Origin of the sequence: Saccharopolyspora griseoalba, from assembly GCF_042665275.1 — a bacterium.
GTDB classification, from domain to species: domain Bacteria; phylum Actinomycetota; class Actinomycetes; order Mycobacteriales; family Pseudonocardiaceae; genus Saccharopolyspora; species Saccharopolyspora griseoalba.
Window position 1 is genome coordinate 85,886 of sequence record NZ_JBHTCJ010000013.1, and the last position, 17,189, is coordinate 103,074.

The window sequence follows — 17,189 nt, forward strand, 5'->3', positions numbered from 1 at the left end:
CGGGTGCGCCGGTTCAGCCCGCCTTGGACTCGGGCATCCGGTCGGCCCCGGCGGACTCCCAGCCCGCGACCTGCTTGCCCTGGGCGGCCAGGTCGTCCTTGACCTTCGCGGCGTAGACGTCGACGTAGCGCTGGCCGGAGAGCTCCATCAGCGCGTACATGATCTCGTCGGTGATCGAGCGCTCGACGAAGCGGTCACCGGCCATGCCCTCGTAGCGGGAGAAGTCCAGCGGCTCGCCGACCCTGACGATCACCTTGTGCGGGTACCACATCTTGGAGCCCAGCGGGTTGACCTTGTCGGTGCCGACCATCGCGATCGGGATGACCGGGGCACCGGACTCCAGGGCCATCCGCGCCACCCCGGTCTTGCCCTTGTAGAGCCTGCCGTCCGGGGAGCGCGTGCCCTCCGGGTAGACGCCGAGCAGCTTGCCCTCGGACAGCAGCCGCACGCCGGTGTCCAGCGCCGCCTGCGCGGCCGCACCGCTGGAGCGGTCGATCGGGACCTGGCCGACGCCGGAGAAGAAGGCCTTCTTGAACTTGCCCTTCAACCCGGCCCCGGTGAAGTACTCGCGCTTGGCCAGGAAGGTGACCCGCCGCGGCATCATCAGCGGCATGAAGAACGAGTCGGCCACGGCCAGGTGATTGCTGACCAGGATCGCGCTGCCCTCGGCGGGCACGTGCTCGACGCCCTCGACTCGGGGACGGCAGAACAGCTTCATGAGTGGACCGAGCAAGAGGTGCTTCATCACCCAGTACATCACGGCGCTCGCCGCCTCCTCATCCGCGAAACGTTCCTGTTCAGCCTACGGAGCGCCCGGTTTCCGCACAATGCGCCCGTGACCTAGCCGATCAGGCGCGACCCGCGGAGGCTCCCCGAATCCGGGCAACCGGGACCGGCGAGCCCGTCCCAATCGTCGGCTTGGCGTGCGAACATGAGCATTGGAACCCGGGATGCGAATCGTTGGGAGGCTGGGTGTCCGTGCTCTCCGGTGCCGAACCGTTCGTCCACGAAGGCTCGGAAGACATCGGCGTGCTGCTGTGCCACGGCCTGACCAGCACACCGCAGAGCATGCGACCGTGGGCCGAGCACCTGGCCGCGGCGGGCTTCTCGGTGCGGCTCCCGCTGCTGCCCGGGCACGGCACGCGCTGGCAGGACCTCAACCGCACCACCTGGCAGGACTGGTACGCCGAGGCCGACCGCAACTACGAGGCGCTGCGCGAGCGGTGCCGCGCGGTCTTCGTGTGCGGCCTGTCGATGGGCGGCACGCTCACCCTGCGGCTGGCCCAACGACATCCCGACATCGCCGGGATCGTGGTGGTCAACCCCTCGGTGCTGACCCTGCGCCGCTTCGCGAAGCTGCTCCCGGTGCTGAGCAGGTTCGTGCCCTCGATCGCCGCCATCGCCGGCGACATCGCCAAGCCCGGAGCCAGCGAGCTCGCCTACGACCGCTTGCCGCTGCGGGCGATGGCGAGCCTGCAGCGGCTGTGGGCGCTGGTCCGCGGCGAGCTGGACGCGATCGAGCAGCCGGTGCTGCTGATGCGCTCCGCGGTCGACCGGGTCGTCGAATCCGCCAGCGCCGCCGCGGTGCTGCGCGGGGTCAGCAGCGAGGACGTCCGCGAGATCGTGCTGTCCGACAGCTACCACGTGGCCACCCTGGACCACGACGCTCCGCGGGTGTTCAGCAGCAGCGTGGAGTTCATCCAGCGGATCCACCGCGAACGGGTCGAGGAAGCAGTATGAGCGCGCGCCGCGACTCCTCCGACGGGCCCGAGGACATCGACGCCGCCTTCGCCGAGATCGTCGCAGATCTGGAGCGCGACGAGACCTTCGCGCGCTGGTCGGCGGAGGCGAAGTCCGGGACCGCCGAGGACGAGACCGCCGAGCCCGAGCCGCCCAAGGCCGAGGCCAAGCCCGAGCCCGCCGCCGAACCAGCCGCCGAAACCGGAACGGGGCCGCGCGACTGGACTCCCGGCGAGGAGGACGAGGAGCACTTCGTCCCGCCGGAACCGCCGCCGCTGCCGATCCCGAAGCCGGGGGCGCTGGCCGGCATCGGGGTCGTCGTGCTGGGGCTGGTCGTGCTGCTGATCCCCGGGTTGGCGGGCCTTCCGACCACCGCGCAGCTGCCGCTGGGGCTGGTGCTGATCAGCGCCGGGATCGGGTGGTTGCTGTTCCGGCTGCGCCGCGCCCCGCCGACCGACCCCACCGATCCCGACGACGACGGCGCCCAGGTCTAGCCTCTCTTCATCAGAAGTCCCCCACGAGCCGAGCTCGTGGGGGACTTCTGATGAAGAGAGGCACTCGCTCGCGCTCAGAGCACCTTCGGGCCGTTCAGCACGTGCTCGCGCGCTATGGCGGCGGCCCCGATCATCGCCGCGGGATCACCGTGGTGGGCGACCCGCACCTGCGCCAGCGGCCGGTGCCCGGTGCCGGTGACCGCGGCGGCGTAGTGCTCGCGGGCCTTGTCCAGGAACAGGTGCGCCGAGTCGGAGACGCCGCCGGAGATCACCACGACCTCCGGGTCGTAGACGTCGGCGACCAGCGCCAGCCCCTCGCCGAGCCAGTGCGCGAGCTCGTCCATCGCGCGCAGCGCGACCCGATCGCCGGCCTCGGCGGCGCGGGCCACGTCGAGCCCGGTCGGCTCGGCCGGCAGCGAGCTCGGCTCCTCGCCGCGCAGCTGCACCGCGGTGGCGGCCAGCGCGGTGCCGCTGCAGTAGCGCTCCCAGCAGCCGCTCTTGCCGCACGGGCAGCGCCGCCCGTGCGGAACCAGCCGCAGGTGCCCAAGCTCGGGGGCCACGCCGAACGCGCCGCGGTAGACCTCCCCGCCGATGACCAGCGCACCGCCGATGCCGGTGCCGATGGCGATCAGGACGGCCACCCGCGCGCCCACCGCGGTGCCGAAGCGCTGCTCGGCGACCGCCGCGGCGTTGGCGTCGTGCTCCAGCACCACAGGGAGTCCGAGCCGCGCCGCGAGCTCGTCGGCGACCGCGACGTGCCGCCAGGCCAGGTGCGGGGCGAAGCGCACCACCCGCAGGTCCTCGCTGACGAACCCGGCCACGGCCAGGCCGACCCCGGTGACCGGGTAGCGGTCGGAGAGCACCCGGACCGTCTCGGCGATCGCGGCGTTGAGCTCCTCACCGGTACCGGGGGTGCGGACCCGGTGGGTCTGCAGGATCTGGCCGTGCTCGTCGACCACCGCGGCGCGCACACCGGTGCCGCCGACGTCGACTCCCACCGTCAGCAAGGCGCGTCCTGCTCGGTCAGCACCGGACCGTCGACCCGCTGCACCTGGATGTGCTGCACCTTCGGCGCTTCCGGAACGTCGTCCTCCTCCTCGGCGGAGGGTGCTCCGCCGCCCTGGTGCTCGGCCAGCGCCTGCCGCAACGACCGCACCACGCCCAGCAGCTGCTCGGTGACGTCGGTGCGCTGTCCGCGCAGCAGCGCCATCGCGGCGCAGAACGGGCACCGGCAGCACGCCCGCCCGTCCTCGGCCTCCGCGCACCCGCCGAGGTACTGCTCGGCCCGGCCCACCGCGGCCTCCAGCAGCAGCCGGAGCTCCTCCACCAGCTGCTCGTGCCGGTGCTCATCGCGCATCTCGTCCACCCCGGTTCACCGCATCCACAGCTCGGGGTCGGGCCGGAACCGCACCGTCAGCCCGTCGTCCCCGGCCACCGCCGACGTCACCACGCACCGCTGCAGCACGGCCGGGAGCGTCACCAACCGCCTGCGCCCGTCCACGGTGATCGCCAGCTCCTCGCCGATCCGGGCGAGGGCGATCTCGGCGGCCGGGTGCAGCGGCAACGACACCTCCAGGGTGTACTCCGAGTCCAACGAGCGCCCTCCCCCGCCGACCCGCATCGCGGGTGCCGCGGCGGTGCCCGCCAGCGGGTCGTCCTCGCCGTAGAGCTCGGCGCCGAGCTCCAGCAGCGCGGTCGTGCCCACCGGTTCGGCGGCCCGGTGCGGCACGCGGCGCAGCGGGACGTCGGTGGCCGCGCGCAGCGAGTCGAGGACCACCTCCTGCTCGCGGCGGCGGGTCCGCATCCAGGTCGCCGCGGCCCCTCGGCCCGCTCCCGGGTCCGGGACCATCCGGTTGGCGATCAGCCCGTCCACCCGGATCTGCTGCAGCGCCAGCGCGGTGAGCGTGCGGCGGGTCTCGGCGGCCACCACCGACTCCGGGGTGAGCACCAGCCGGACGCTGGTGCCCTCCGCGGCGAGCATCTCGCGGAGCGCGCTCAGCCGCTCGGCGAGCCTGCCCAGGCCGTCGGCCACGGCGTCCCAGCGCTCCAGCCGGTCGCTGCCGGCCACCCCGGCCAGCAGCCCGCGCACCGCGCGGCGGTGGGCCGGGAAGAGCCGTTCCAGGTAGCCCGACAGGGATTCGGGCAGGGCCAGCAGCCGCAGCGTCTCAGCGGTCGGGCCGCAGTCGACGATCACGGTGTCCCACAGGCCGCTGCCGGCCAGCCGGTGCACCTCGGCGAGCGCGAGCAGGTCCTCCACGCCGGGCAGCACGGTGAGCTCCTCGCTGGTCACCTCGTCGACCCCGGCGCCGTGCAGCAGCGTGCGCAAGTGCTCGCGCAGTTCGCTCCAGCTCCCGTCGAGCAGCTCGCGGGTGTGCACCTCGGCGGCGTGCAGCGCGGTGCCGGTCTCGGCCAACCGCACCTCGCGCGGCCGCGGGCCGAGCTCCTCGCCGAGCGCGTCGGCCAGCGAGTGCGCCGGGTCGGTGGAGACCGCCAGCACCTTGCCGCCCTGCCCGGCGACGCGGGCGGCGGTCGCCGCGGCGAGGGTCGTCTTGCCGACCCCGCCCTTTCCGGTGAACAGCAGAATTCGCAACGGGTTTCTACTCGGCCTTTTCCACGCGGCGCTTGAGTTCCTTGAGCGCGGTATCCATGATCATTTTTTCGGCCTTGCGGCGGAACATGCCGATCATCGGGATCGCCAGGTCGACCGCGAGGCTGTAGGTGACGCGGGTCCGGTTCTCGCCGAGCGGTTCGAGGCGGTAGCTGCCGCGCTGCGCCTTCTGCACCTGTCCCTCGGTCAGCTCCCAGCTGACCGACAGGCCGTCCTCGGCCCAGCTGTAGACGTTGGTGTAGGTGTCCTTGACCACGCCTGCGTCCAGCACGAAGCGGACCTTCTCGGCGTTGCCGCCGGAGTCGGTGGAGAGCACCTCGGTCTCCTTGACCGCTTCCGCCCACTGCGGATAGGCCGGGAAATCCGCGACGACCGCCATGATCCGAGCAGCGGGGGCCTCGATCTCGATGGACTGGGTGGACTGATCGACCATGCGCCGCAGGTTACCGGTTGGCCACTCCCCCGGCGTCAACCAGGAGGAAGGTTCCCGCGGCGATCGTGCGACATCGCCTCACCAGCGAAGCACGTAGGGCTTCCCGGTGCGCTGGAAGTGACCCGCGTTGACGCATTCGGTGCGGCCGATGCGCACCCTCGGGGCCAGCGGCTGGTGCACGTGCCCGAACAACGACCACCGGGGCTGATCAGCGCGGATGCGCTCCAGCAGGGACGGCGCTCCGGCTTCCGGGCGGCGGGCGACGACGTCGTAGGTCAGCTCGGGCACCGCGGGCGGCTGGTGGCTGCACAGCACGTCGACCTCCGGCAGCCCCTCGACCAGGCGGTCGTAGTCGGGCGCCTCCAGCAGGTGCGGGACCCACGCCGAGTGCCTGCGCAGCACCGCTCCCTCGGGCAGCCGGACGCCGCCGACGAAGCCGAACCGCAGCCCGCCGATCTCGGTCGCCTCGCCGTCGAGGACGTGGATGCCCTCTCCGGCGAACTCCGGCCACAGGTGCGGGGCGTCGACGTTGCCCGGGGTGGCGTAGGTGGGCGCGGTCATCGCGCCGAAGAGCTCCGCGTACTGCTCGCGGACCGCGTCGTCGATCGTCCTCGCGGGATCGGTCAAGCTGTCCCACAGCGAACGCACGTAGTGACCGAACTCCGGCCCGCGCTTGCTGCGCCGCAGCTCGGCGAACCGGGCGACCTTCTCCGCCCCGAAGATGCGGCCGAGGATGCCGTTGCCGTGGTCGTGGTAGTCCACGAAGTCGATCAGATCGCCGAGCACGACCAGCGCGTCGGCGCCGTCCCCGGCGCGCTTGAGCGCCTCGACGTTCCCGTGGACGTCGGACACGACGTGGACGCGCAAATGAACAACTCCCCTCGATGGACGCTCCCGTGCGTCGAACTTAGCTGCATCGGGTGGTCAATCGCAGCCGCGGTTGTGCGATGCGCGGTGACTGCAACGGTCGGGAAGGCGGCCCGACCAACCCGGCCGCCGATCTTTTCGAACCGGCTGGGGCTAGGCTGTATCCGCTGCTGTGGGCTGAGAGAACGGGGACTACCGCCGAGTAACAATCGGCGTTAGGTTGTGCCCCACTGACTGCGTGTTTTCCGGAGGTTTCGACGTGCGAGAGTTCAGCGCACCCGCCACGACCAAAGTGGCTGAGGACGAGAACCTCACCGACATGGTGTGGGCCAACGCGGAGCGCTTCGGGAGCACGGTGAGCTTCCGCCGGCGGGTGGACGGCACCTGGGTCGACGTGACCGCGGCCGACTTCGCCGCGCAGGTGCTGGCCGTGGCCAAGGGCCTGGTCGCCGCCGGCCTCCAGCCCGGCGAGCGGGTAGGCCTGATGTCCCGCACCCGCTACGAGTGGACCCTGCTCGACTTCGCGATCTGGTCCGTCGGTTGCGTGACCGTGCCGATCTACGAGACCTCCTCGTCCGACCAGGCCGAGTGGATCCTCACCGACGCCGGCGCGAAGGCCGTCATCGTCGAGTCCGACGCGCACCGCGCCGAGATCGACGAGGTCATCGACCGGCTCTCCGAGATCGGCCACGTCTGGCAGATCGACGGCCCGACCGGTGGCGGCGCCGCCGGAGCCGTCGACGAGCTGACCGCGCTGGGCGCGCAGATCTCCGACGAGCAGGTGCACGAGCGCCGCAGGGCGGTCCGGGCCGAGGACCCGGCGACGCTGATCTACACCTCCGGCACCACCGGCCGCCCGAAGGGCTGCGTGCTCACGCACCGCAACGTGCTCGCCGAGGTGCGCGCGGACATCAACGCGTTCCCGCAGCTCACCGACCCGGGCAACTCGCTGCTGATGTTCCTGCCGCTGGCCCACGTGCTGGCCCGCGCGATCACCGTGATGTGCGTCTACGGCCGGGTCACCCTCGGCCACACCCCGGACATCAAGGACCTGGTCAACGACCTCGGCGAGTTCCGACCCACCTTCGTGCTGGCCGTGCCCCGCGTGTTCGAGAAGGTCTACAACACCGCCAAGCAGAAGGCCCACGGCGAGGGCAAGGGGAAGATCTTCGACGCCGCGGAGGAGACCGCGGTGGCCTACAGCAAGGCGCAGGACACCGGCGGCCCCGGCCTGGCGCTGAGGGCCAAGCACTTCGCCTTCGACAAGCTGGTCTACGGCAAGCTGCGCGGCGCCCTGGGCGGTCGCTGCATCGCCGCGGTCTCCGGCGGCGCGCCGCTGGGCGAGCGGCTGGCGCACTTCTTCCGCGGCGTCGGCGTACCGGTGCTGGAGGGCTACGGCCTCACCGAGACCACCGCGGCCGCGGCGGTCAACGTGCAGGACGGCTTCAAGGTCGGCACGGTCGGCCGCCCGCTGGCCGGCACCACGATCCGCATCGCCGAGGACGGCGAGGTGCTGATCAAGGGCGACGTGGTGTTCAAGGAGTACTGGAACAACGAGACCGCCACCAAGGAGTCCTTGGAGGACGGCTGGTTCCACACCGGCGACCTGGGCTCGCTGGACGACGAGGGCTACCTGCGCATCACCGGGCGCAAGAAGGAGATCATCGTGACCGCGGGCGGCAAGAACGTCGCCCCCGCCGTCCTCGAGGACTCGCTGCGCTCGCACCCGCTGATCAGCCAGTGCATGGTCGTGGGCGACCAGAAGCCGTTCATCGGCGTGCTGATCACCCTGGACCCGGAGTTCGTGCCCTCCTGGCTGGCCAACCACGACCGCCCGGCCGACACGCCGATGTCCGAGCTGATCGAGGACCCGGACCTGCGCGCCGAGGTGCAGCAGGCGGTCGAGGAGGCGAACAAGAACGTCTCCAAGGCCGAGGCCATCAAGCAGTTCCGCATCCTGCCGGAGGACTTCACCGAGGCCACCGGCGAGCTGACCCCGAGCATGAAGCTCAAGCGCAACAAGGTCGCCGAGAACCACGCGGCCGACATCGAGGCGATCTACTCCTGATGCCTTCGTGAACGAGAAGTCCCCCGGGCGCTTCGAGCACCCGGGGGACTTCTCGTTGGTGGGGCGAGAACTCGGGGGCGGGCGCTCGGCGCCCGCCCCCGGTCTCTCGGCGGAGGTGTCAGCCCGCCACGCGGCGGATCGAGGTGACTTCGCCGATGTCGTTGTACTCGTCGACCTTGACCACGTCGCCCGAAGTCGGGGCGTGCACGGCCTTGCCGTTGCCGATGTACATCGAGACGTGGCTGACCGGGCTGTAGTAGAAGATCAGGTCGCCCGGCTTGAGGTTGCTGGCCGAGACGGACTTGCCGTCCTGCACCTGGGTCTTGGTGGAACCGCCGATCGACACGCCCGCCTGCTCGTAGGCCCACTGGGTCAGGCCGGAGCAGTCGAAGCTGCTGGGCCCCTTGGCACCCCAGACGTAGGGCGAGCCCTGCTTGCTCAGCGCCGCGTTGACCGCCTCGACGGCGGCACCCGAACCCGCGAGCAGACCGTGGTCGGTGGAGCCGTCGGAGAGCAGGGAGTCCTGCTCCTCGCTGGAGAGCTCGTTGTAGCGCTCCTCGACCTTCTCGATCTGCTCTTCCATCGCGTCCGTCTTCGCCTCGAGGTCCTTCTCGATGCGAGCGGCGTCGGCCTCGGCCTTGGCCGCGCGGTCCCGCGCTTCCTTGGCGGTCTTCTCGGCGGCCTCGGCCTGGTGGGTCGCGGCGGCGAGCGCCTGGATCGCCTTGTTGTTGTCCTTGGCCAGTTCGTCCAAGGCGGACGCGCGGTCGAGGAACTCCGACGGCGAATCGCTGACCAGCAGCGCGGAGAGCTTGTTCAGCCGCGCGCCCTGGTAGCTGGCGTGGGTGAGCCGGTCGACCTGGCCGCGGAACTGCTCCTCGGTGGCCCGGGCCTGGTTCGCGACCTGCTCGGCCTGCCCCGCCTGGGCCTCGGCCCGCCTGAGCTCCTCTTCCTTGGCGTCGTGGTCGTCCTCGGCCTTCTTCTTCTCCTCGGTGAGCTGCTCGGCCTTGTGCTGCAGCTCGCGGACCTGCTTGGCAGCGTCCGATGCGGTGTCGGGCAGTGCCGGGTCGGCGGATGCGGGACCGGCTGCCACGCCGACGACGGCGGCTACCGCGGTCGCGGCCAGTGCACCTCGCAGTGAGCGCTTGATTCCGTGCGACGCCACGTCGCGCACAGCTCCTTCAGTTTCTCGAACCGCTTCGCCTCGGCGGATCAGCATCCGTCCGGGGCACGGTTCCCCGACAAAACCGGTGCAGCGGCGCCCCGTGGGTCGCCCGTTCTGAGCGACTGATCGCCACGAGGACTCGGCTAGGTTACGAAAGGTGAGTCCGCCCGTCTAGAAGTGGGGCATGTTTTCGCAACAGCCGTGCGGGATTCCCCTAACGGAGGATAGTCATGCGCTCACAGTTACGAATCTTGGGTTGCTCTCACCTGGTTTCGTGAAGATCGATATCCCCCATTCAGGCACTGCGTGTGATCTGCTATGAGATCCACCACATGCCCGAAATCGCCGGGCGGTCCGATTCCCGCGCCGAACGGCTAGACCCGGTGCAACCGCTCCACCAGAACCGCCGAAGGCACCGCGTACGCGCCGCGGCGCTGCACCGAGGTGACCACCGCGCGGTCCGAAGTGGCCACGACCAGCTGCCGCCCCTTCGGCTCGGCCGCCACCAGGTCGCGGATCACGTCGTCGGCCTGCACCCCGGCCTCGCTGAACAGCACCCGCACCCCGCGCGGTCCGGCGGTGGGAACCGCCAGCACGTCGGCGCCGTCGAAGACCACCGTGACCTCCGCACCGGTGCGCGCCGACAGCGCGGCCAGCTGGTGCGCCAGCCGGTCGCGCTGATCGGCCAGCGGCAGTTCCGGATAGCCGGTCTTGGTGACGTTGTAGCCGTCGACGATCAGGTGCACCGCGGGCAGCGTCAACAACCGGTCCAGCGCCGGCGCATCGGCCAGCTCGCCGGCGGTGCCCGCCTGCTCGCGAACCCGCTGGACCACGTCGGCCGGGCGCGGGCCGGAACCCGAAGCGCCCAGCTCGCGGCGCAGACCACCGACCGCGCCCTCCAGGGTTTCCAGCAGCAGGGCCAGCCGCACCTCGTCGCCCTGCCGGGCCTCCCTGGCGCTCTCCCTGGCCACCTGGGCGTCGGCGATCGATCGCTCGGCCCGCTCGTGCTCCCGGCGCGCGCGGTCGCGCTCCCGGTCGCGCTCGGCGGCCACCTCGGCGACCGCGGCCTCCCGCGCCGACTCGGCCTGCTCCAGCTCCCGGCGCGCCTCCTCGGCGGCGTCCTTGGCCTCGCGCAACCGCATCCCCTGCTCGCGGAGCCGCTTGCGCAGCCGGTCGGCCTCCTCGTTGCTCTCCGCCCGAGCGGCCAGCTCGCGCGCCTCGGCCAGCTCCGAGCGCGCCCGCTCCAGCTCCGCGGTGAGCCGATCGACCTTGGCCAGCGCGGAATCCCGCTCCGCGCGGAGCTTGCTCTGCTCGGCGCGGAAGCCGACGAGCTCGACGTAGTGGCCCGCCACCGGCGATCCCAGCAGCACCGCCGCCGCGCCGACGACCACCGGGTCCCCGTCCTCGAGGGACAGCGCCGCAGCGCGGTTCGTGCGGCACCAGTCCAGCACCGCGGCGCGGAAGACCGGGGAGTCCCGCAGCGCGTTCAGCAGCGGACCCTGGCCGAGCTTGGCGCGCTTGGCCGGGGCGAACCGCACCACCGGACGCAGCACCGCCGGAACATCGCGGGAGCGCATGTCCCCCAGCGCATCGGCGGCCAGCTCCGCCAGCCGAGCGCGCAGCGGGGCGGGCAGCGCGTCGAAATCGACGGGCGCGGGTGCGTCGTCCGGCTGCGGATCATCCACAGCGGACTCGTCCCGGTCGGGACCGCCCGGTCCCGTCGTCGAAGGCGCCACCCCCACAGGCTAAGGCCCGACCTCGCCGGTCCGGTCATCCGGCGGCCGTGTCGGTGGGAGGACGTAGCGTGCCGATGATGTCCGCGCACGCCCAGCTGACCTTCGACGAGATCGTCACCAGCGAAGAGATCCCGCTGCACGAGGTGACCTTCGTCGTGGTGGACCTGGAGACCACCGGTGGTGATCGCGCGGGCGACGCGATCACCGAGATCGGCGCGGTGAAGGTCCGCGGCGGCGAGGTCCTCGGCGAGTTCGGCACGCTCGTCGACCCGGAGCGCGACATCCCGCCCGCCGTCGTCTCGATCACCGGGATCACCCAGGCGATGGTGCACGACGCGCCGCGGCTGGACTCCGTGCTGCCGGCGTTCCTGGAGTTCTGCCGGGGCGCGGTGCTGGTCGCGCACAACGCGCCCTTCGACATCGGCTTCCTGCGCGCCGGCTGCGAGCGGCTCGGGCTGGACTGGCCGAAGCCCAAGGTCCTCGACACCGTCCGGCTCGCCCGGCGGGTGCTCACCCGCGACGAGACCCCGAACCACAAGCTGGGCACCCTCGCGCGCGTGCTGGGCGCGCGCACCGAGCCGGTGCACCGCGCCCTCGACGACGCCCGCGCCACCGTCGACGTGCTGCACGCGCTGCTGGAGCGGGTCGGCCCGCTCGGAGTGCGCACCCTCGAAGACCTGCTCGGCCACCTCCCCGACGTCAGCCCGCAGCAGCGCCGCAAGCGGGGCCTGGCCGACGCGCTGCCCAACGCCGCGGGCGTGTACCTGTTCCGGGGCCCCAACGACGAGGTCCTCTACGTGGGCACCGCGAGCGACCTGCGGCGGCGGGTGCGGCAGTACTTCACCGCCGGCGAGCGGCGAGCGCGGGTCAAGGAGATGGTGGCCATCGCCGAGCGGGTGGACCACGTGGCGTGCGCCCACCCGCTGGAGGCGGAGGTACGCGAGCTGCGGCTGCTGTCGGCGCACCAACCGCGCTACAACCGGCGCTCGAAGTTCCCGCAGCGCGCCTGGTGGGTGGTGCTCACCGACGAGGCCTTCCCGCGGCTGTCGGTGGTGCGCACGCCGCGCGAGGACGCGCTGGGCCCCTTCGGGTCCCGGCGGGCCGCGGTGACCGCGATGGAGGCGTTGCAGGCGGGGAGCCTGGTGCGCCGCTGCACCGAGCGCATCCCGGCGAAGCGGCCCAGCGGCAGGCCGTGCGCGCTGCACGAGCTGGGGCGCTGCGGAGCGCCCTGCGCGGGGTTGCAGACCGCCGAGGAGTACCAGCCCGAGGTCGTCGCGGTGCGCGACGTGATCCGCGGGCACCGGGACGACCTGCTCGCCCGGCTGGAGGACGAGCTGCAGCGGCTGTCCGAGGCACAGCGCTTCGAGGACGCGGCGGCGCAGCGCGACCGGCTGGCGGGCCTGGTGCGCTCGCTGGAGCGCGGGCAGCGGCTGGCCGCGCTGGCGGCCGTCCCGGAGCTCGTCGCCGCCCGCCCGGACGGCCGCGGCGGCTGGCACCTGGCGGTGATCCGCCACGGCAGGCTCGCAGCGGCGGGCGGAGCCAAGCGCGGTGTCCGCCCGATGCCGGTGGTCGACGTGCTCCAGATGTCCGCCGAGACGGTCGTCCCGGGCGCCGGTCCGCTCCGCGGCGCCCCGGCCGACGAGACCCGGGTCATCTACCGCTGGCTCACCACCGGCGGCACCCGCCTGGTCCGCACCGCGAACCCCTGGGGCGAGCCCGCCCGCGCGGCGGCCACCTGGCACGCCTGGCTCACCAGGGCCACCAACGGCAGAACCCCCTACCCCACCGACTGACCTCCTCCCGAATCACCTCCCAATCCGTCCCCCGAATCACCTCCCATTCGGGGTGCGGAAAAGGAGGCAATTCGGGGGGTGGATTTCGAGGGTTTTCGGAGAGCCCCTCGATCGTGGGTGGGAGGTCGGTGTGTCGGAGGTCAGGCGGTCATGTCGAAAACCGCGTTGATCTTCGTGGGGGTCAGGCGGACGACCAGTTCGCCCGGGACGCCGTTGCGGCGGCCGAACTCCTCCGCGCGGTCCCGGCCCATGTAGCGGGCGGCGATGGTGGTGGCGGTGCGGATCAGCTCGTCGGGGTCCTCGGAGACCTCCGCGCGCGCTTGGACCTGGACGAAGGCGAAGGGCGGCTCCGGCAGGTCCACGCACAGCGCGACGCGCGGATCGCGCAGGACCGACCGGCCCTTGGCCGTGTCCTTGCCGGTGTTGAACACCAGCTGATCACCCTCGACGACGAACCACACCGGCGCCACCAGCGGGCGGCCGTCCGATGCCGTGAAACCCAGCAAGCCGGTGCGGGTGCCGTAGGACAGGAACTCCCGGACCCGCTGATCGGTGAGTGAGGTCATGCGCGCGACGCTACCGAGATCCACGCCGCTCGCACGCCGGAAGAGCAGCGCGGCCCGGCACCCCGCTCGGGTGCCGGGCCGCGCTGCGGTGTCGCCTTACTCCGCGGGCCTGCCGGAGGTCAGCTCCTCGTGCTCCGCCTCGTGGCGGGCGCGCTCGAGCGCCTCGGTCTCCTCCTGCGGGTCGGGCTTGAGCAAGCTGCCCTCGACCGGCTTGCCGGCCGCGCCCAGCTGGTTCATCTTCTTCGGCACCGGAGCGCCCTGGTAGGGCAGCGGCTCCGGGTGGCCGTGGTCGTCCACCGGGCCGAGCGGCTGGTGGACCTCGATGAACTCACCGTGCGGCAGGCGCTTGATGATGCCGGTCTCCACGCCGTGCTCCAGCACCTCGCGGTCGCTGCGCTGCAGACCCAGGCAGAGCCGGTAGGTGAAGTAGTAGGCGATCGGCGGCAGCACCAGCAGGCCGATGCGGCCGGCCCAGGTCATCGCGTTCAGCGAGATGTTGAACTCGAACGCGATGATGTCGTTGACGCCCGAGATCATCAGGATCATGAAGAACGTCAGCGCCATCGCACCCAGCGAGGTGCGTACCGGGTTGTCCCGGGGCCGCTGCAGCAGGTTGTGGTGCGCGTCATCGCCGCTGAGCTTGCGCTCGATGGCCGGGTAGAAGATCGCGACCGTGAAGATCATGCCCATGAACAGGACGGTCGGGAAGAACACCGCCGGGATCGTGAACGGCCCGAGGTAGACCTCCCAGGCCGGCCACAGGCGCGACGAGCCGTCCGTCCAGATCATGTACCAGTCCGGCTGCGAGGCGGCCGAGATCTGCGAGGCGATGTACGGGCCCAGGTTCCAGATCGGGTTGATCTGGAAGACCCCGGCCATGATCGCGCAGACACCGGTGACCAGGGCGAAGAAGCCGCCGGCCTTGACCGCGAACACCGGCATGATCCGCACGCCGACCACGTTGTTCTCGGTGCGCTTCACGCCCGGGAACTGGGTGTGCTTCTGGTACCAGACCAGCGCCAGGTGCGCCGCGACCAGGCCCAGGATCAGACCCGGCAGCAGGAACACGTGGAACAGGTAGAACCGCGGGATCAGGTCGGTGCCGGGGAACTCGGAGCCGAACAGGATCCAGTGGATCCAGGTGCCGACCACCGGGATCGACATCGCGATGCCCGAAGCGATGCGGACACCGGTGCCGGACAGCAGGTCGTCCGGCAGGGAGTAGCCGGTGAAGCCCTCGAACATGCCGAGGATGAACAGCGTGACGCCGATCATCCAGTTCGTCTCGCGCGGGCGGCGGAACGCACCGGTGAAGAAGATGCGCAGCATGTGCGCCACGATCGCCGCCATGAACAGCAGCGCCGCCCAGTGGTGCAGCTGGCGGGCGAACAGGCCGCCGCGGACCTCGAACGAGATGTTCAGCGCGCTCTCGAACGCCCGCGACATCTCCACGCCGCGCAGGTTGGTGAACGCGCCCTGGTACTCGACCTCCGCCATCGACGGGTCGAAGAAGAACGCCAGGTAGGTGCCCGTGATCAGCAGCAGGATGAACGTGTAGAGCGCGATCTCACCGAGCAGGAACGACCAGTGCGTCGGGAAGACCTTGTTCAGCTGCCGCCGCATCCCGGGGGCCATGCGGTAGCGGCTGTCCAGCTCATCGGCCGCCTCCGCGGCGCGGCTGTACAGCTTGCTCTCCCCCTTCGTGGGCGTGGTGATCGAACTCATGACTTACGCTCCCAGTACGCCGGCCCGACGGGCTCGATGAAGTCGTGCTTCGCCACGAAGTAGCCGTCCTCGTCGACCGTAATCGGCAGCTGGGGCAGCGCCCGCGTGGCCGGGCCGAACACCGGCTTGGCATAGGTGTTGACGACGTCGAACTGCGACTGGTGGCACGGGCAGAGCAGGCGACCAGTCTGCTGCTCGAACAGGGAAGTCGGGCAGCCCAGGTGGGTGCAGATCTTCGAGTAGGCGTAGTAGTCGCCGTAGTTGAAGTCCTCCTGCCCCTCGCGCCGGATCGGCGTGGAGCCGGGGCGCAGCCGGATCAGCATGACCGGGGCGTCGCCCTTGCGCATCGAGGAGATGAGCTCCTCCTCGTCGTGGCGCATGGACTCCCGGAACGGGAAGACCGTCTCGAAGCCGCCCGCGTCGATGTCCTCCGGGCGGACCAGGGAGACGTCGTGCGGGTTGCCGGTGTCGCGGCGCAGGTAGGTCTTCTCGCCGTCTTCCTTCATCCAGCCGGTGTGCAGCAGCGAGGCCTGGCCCTCCTCGGACCAGGGGCTGCGCACCAGGCCGCCGAGCGCGAACACGCCGGCGCCGAGGCCGAAGGCCCCCACGCCGAACCCGGCGGTGCGCTTGATCATCGAGCGGCGCGCGATGCCGCTGCGCTCACCGGCGTCGGCCAGGATCGCCGCGGTGGTCTGCCGGTCCACCTCGCTGGAGGCGTGGCCGTCGTGCCGCTGCTGGATCGCGACCTCGTGCGGGATGAACTTCTTCTGGTACTGCACCACGCCGATGCCCACGGCCAGGATCGACAGGCCGAGGAAGAACCCGATCAGCGGGTTGTACATCGAGTAGATGAAGTGCGCGGTCGGCTCCGACGGCGGCTGGTACTCCCACGGCCACCAGATGAACACCACGATGAACGCCAGCGCGGACAGGCCGGCGAGGGCGAACCACGCGGCCACCGTCCGCTCGGCGCGGCGCTCGGCGCGGGTGCCCTTGACCGGCCAGTTGTCGTGGTACTCGTCGAGTTCGACGTCGTCGAGCGCCAGGCCGAGCCGCATCTTCTCGTCGCGGCTCATCTCGGCCAGCTCGGCCTCGGTGTAGTCCTTCTTCACTTCCTGCTCACTCATGCCCTGGCTCCGATCCACAGGGTGAGGCCGATCAGCGAGCCGAGCCCGATGACCCATACCACCACTGTCTCAGGCCCCGGCCCGTAGCCGCCGAGGTCGTTGCCGCCCGGGTTGTTGTTCCCGTTGGACACCGACTTGACGTAGGCGATGATGTCCTTCTTCTCCTCCGGGGTGAGCTGCCGGTCCGAGAACTTCGGCATGTTCTGCGGGCCGGTGAGCATCGCCTCGTAGATGTCCTGCTCGCTGGCCTCGTGCAGGTTCGGCGCGAACTTGCCGGAGGACATCGCGATACCACGACCAGTGAAATTGTGGCAGGAGGAGCAGTTCAAGCGGTAGAGCTCGCCGCCGCGCGCCGGGTCTCCGCCCTGCAGGGCCTCGCCCTTCTCCTCCGGCGACTTCGGCCCGCCGCCGTGCGTCTGCACGTAGGCGGCCAGCGCGTCGATCTCCTCCGGGTTGAACTTCGGGGGCTTGCGCTGCGCCTGCGCCTCCTGGCGGACCATCGGCATCCGGCCGGTGGAGACCTGGAAGTGCACGGCGGCCTCGCCCACGCCCACGAGGCTCGGTCCGCGGTCCTGCACGCCCTGCAGGTTGGAGCCGTGGCAGGTGATGCAGGCGTTGTTGTAGAGCTGCTCACCCTGCCTCACCAGAGCCGGGTCCGCCGCGGCGTGCGCGGTCTGCGGCTCGGGAGTCACGACGGTGTACAGCCCACCGGCACCCACCAGCGCGATGCCCAGCGCCAGTACACCGGAGATCCGCCGCTTGAGCTTCGAGCCCGCGCGGTTCCGTTTCTTAGTGGTGGTCATGAGTGCGGCAACCCTTGCTGTCCGGTTCGGGTGTTCGGTCTCGGCTGACCGAGCAGCCGTTCTTCTG

Annotated in this window: 16 protein-coding genes; 4 read left to right on the forward strand and 12 right to left on the reverse strand. The window is 71.2% G+C overall.

Translation table 11 applies throughout. From position 1 onward, the window contains the following. Positions 1–13: 13 nt before the first annotated feature. The gene (locus ACFQRI_RS22010; protein WP_380671633.1) at positions 14–760 is read right to left on the reverse strand and encodes a lysophospholipid acyltransferase family protein; all 747 of its coding nucleotides are present in this window, start codon (positions 758–760) and stop codon (positions 14–16) included. Between the two features lie 212 nt (positions 761–972). Between ACFQRI_RS22010 and ACFQRI_RS22015 the strand changes: the two genes are divergently transcribed. Both ACFQRI_RS22015 and ACFQRI_RS22020 read left to right on the forward strand, forming a co-directional pair. Continuing rightward, a complete protein-coding gene (locus ACFQRI_RS22015; RefSeq protein ID WP_380671634.1) occupies positions 973–1,740 on the forward strand; it encodes an alpha/beta hydrolase in 768 nt (255 codons plus the stop codon). Then, positions 1,737–2,234, forward strand: a complete 498-nt coding sequence (locus ACFQRI_RS22020) for a DUF308 domain-containing protein (RefSeq protein ID WP_380671635.1) — start codon at positions 1,737–1,739, stop codon at positions 2,232–2,234. Before ACFQRI_RS22015 ends, ACFQRI_RS22020 begins: the two co-directional genes overlap by 4 nt. Positions 2,235–2,308: 74 nt before the next feature. On the opposite strand, the gene ACFQRI_RS22025 is transcribed toward ACFQRI_RS22020, so the two are convergent. The 5 genes from ACFQRI_RS22025 to ACFQRI_RS22045 form a co-directional block, all read right to left on the reverse strand. After that, on the reverse strand, positions 2,309–3,241 hold the full coding sequence (locus ACFQRI_RS22025; protein ID WP_380671636.1) for an ROK family protein: 933 nt from the start codon (positions 3,239–3,241) through the stop codon (positions 2,309–2,311). Then, entirely contained in the window at positions 3,235–3,591 is a 357-nt protein-coding gene (locus tag ACFQRI_RS22030) for a hypothetical protein (RefSeq protein ID WP_380671637.1), read from the reverse strand. The genes ACFQRI_RS22025 and ACFQRI_RS22030 overlap by 7 nt, the downstream gene beginning before the upstream one ends. 15 nt (positions 3,592–3,606) lie before the next feature. Next, positions 3,607–4,824, reverse strand: a complete 1,218-nt coding sequence (locus ACFQRI_RS22035; protein WP_380671638.1) for an ArsA family ATPase — start codon at positions 4,822–4,824, stop codon at positions 3,607–3,609. Between the two features lie 7 nt (positions 4,825–4,831). Next, positions 4,832–5,275: an SRPBCC family protein gene (locus ACFQRI_RS22040; protein WP_380671639.1), complete on the reverse strand. Its 444-nt coding sequence runs from the start codon at positions 5,273–5,275 to the stop codon at positions 4,832–4,834. A gap of 78 nt (positions 5,276–5,353) precedes the next feature. Continuing rightward, positions 5,354–6,142, reverse strand: a complete 789-nt coding sequence (locus ACFQRI_RS22045) for a metallophosphoesterase family protein (protein WP_380671640.1) — start codon at positions 6,140–6,142, stop codon at positions 5,354–5,356. Between the two features lie 259 nt (positions 6,143–6,401). Between ACFQRI_RS22045 and ACFQRI_RS22050 the strand changes: the two genes are divergently transcribed. Beyond that, positions 6,402–8,210, forward strand: a complete 1,809-nt coding sequence (locus tag ACFQRI_RS22050) for an AMP-dependent synthetase/ligase (RefSeq protein ID WP_380671641.1) — start codon at positions 6,402–6,404, stop codon at positions 8,208–8,210. 118 nt (positions 8,211–8,328) lie between these two features. Here ACFQRI_RS22050 and ACFQRI_RS22055 read toward each other — a convergent pair whose 3' ends face one another. Next, positions 8,329–9,372 (reverse strand): C40 family peptidase, encoded by a 1,044-nt coding sequence (locus ACFQRI_RS22055; RefSeq protein WP_380671642.1) that lies wholly within the window; start codon positions 9,370–9,372, stop codon positions 8,329–8,331. Positions 9,373–9,746: 374 nt separating this feature from the next. Next, positions 9,747–11,057 (reverse strand): NYN domain-containing protein, encoded by a 1,311-nt coding sequence (locus tag ACFQRI_RS22060; protein WP_380671643.1) that lies wholly within the window; start codon positions 11,055–11,057, stop codon positions 9,747–9,749. A 128-nt stretch (positions 11,058–11,185) separates the two neighbouring features. On the opposite strand from ACFQRI_RS22060, the gene ACFQRI_RS22065 reads away from it, so the two are divergent. Further along, complete coding sequence (locus ACFQRI_RS22065; protein ID WP_380671699.1) at positions 11,186–12,901, forward strand: DEDD exonuclease domain-containing protein; 1,716 nt, start codon at positions 11,186–11,188, stop codon at positions 12,899–12,901. 140 nt (positions 12,902–13,041) lie between these two features. Here ACFQRI_RS22065 and ACFQRI_RS22070 read toward each other — a convergent pair whose 3' ends face one another. The 4 genes from ACFQRI_RS22070 to qcrC all read right to left on the reverse strand — a co-directional run bounded on the left by ACFQRI_RS22070 (position 13,042) and on the right by qcrC (position 17,122). Further along, entirely contained in the window at positions 13,042–13,467 is a 426-nt protein-coding gene (locus tag ACFQRI_RS22070; protein WP_380671644.1) for a PPOX class F420-dependent oxidoreductase, read from the reverse strand. Positions 13,468–13,563: 96 nt separating this feature from the next. Further along, entirely contained in the window at positions 13,564–15,192 is a 1,629-nt protein-coding gene (gene qcrB, locus ACFQRI_RS22075; protein WP_380671645.1) for a cytochrome bc1 complex cytochrome b subunit, read from the reverse strand. Then, positions 15,189–16,319 carry a cytochrome bc1 complex Rieske iron-sulfur subunit gene (qcrA, locus tag ACFQRI_RS22080; protein ID WP_380671646.1) on the reverse strand — a complete coding sequence of 377 codons (1,131 nt, stop codon included), beginning with the start codon at positions 16,317–16,319 and terminating at the stop codon, positions 15,189–15,191. Before qcrA ends, qcrB begins: the two co-directional genes overlap by 4 nt. Further along, on the reverse strand, positions 16,316–17,122 hold the full coding sequence (gene qcrC / locus ACFQRI_RS22085; protein WP_380671647.1) for a cytochrome bc1 complex diheme cytochrome c subunit: 807 nt from the start codon (positions 17,120–17,122) through the stop codon (positions 16,316–16,318). The genes qcrA and qcrC overlap by 4 nt, the downstream gene beginning before the upstream one ends. Positions 17,123–17,189: the final 67 nt, after the last annotated feature.

Coding starts and splice junctions, on each gene's coding strand:
- ACFQRI_RS22020 (WP_380671635.1), top strand. CDS start 1,737: ATGAGCGCGCGCCGCGACTCCTCCGACGGGCCCGAGGACATCGACGCC.
- ACFQRI_RS22030 (WP_380671637.1), bottom strand. CDS start 3,591: ATGCGCGATGAGCACCGGCACGAGCAGCTGGTGGAGGAGCTCCGGCTG.
- ACFQRI_RS22040 (WP_380671639.1), bottom strand. CDS start 5,275: ATGGTCGATCAGTCCACCCAGTCCATCGAGATCGAGGCCCCCGCTGCT.
- ACFQRI_RS22065 (WP_380671699.1), top strand. CDS start 11,186: ATGTCCGCGCACGCCCAGCTGACCTTCGACGAGATCGTCACCAGCGAA.
- ACFQRI_RS22070 (WP_380671644.1), bottom strand. CDS start 13,467: ATGACCTCACTCACCGATCAGCGGGTCCGGGAGTTCCTGTCCTACGGC.
- qcrB (WP_380671645.1), bottom strand. CDS start 15,192: ATGAGTTCGATCACCACGCCCACGAAGGGGGAGAGCAAGCTGTACAGC.
- qcrA (WP_380671646.1), bottom strand. CDS start 16,319: ATGAGTGAGCAGGAAGTGAAGAAGGACTACACCGAGGCCGAGCTGGCC.
- qcrC (WP_380671647.1), bottom strand. CDS start 17,122: ATGACCACCACTAAGAAACGGAACCGCGCGGGCTCGAAGCTCAAGCGG.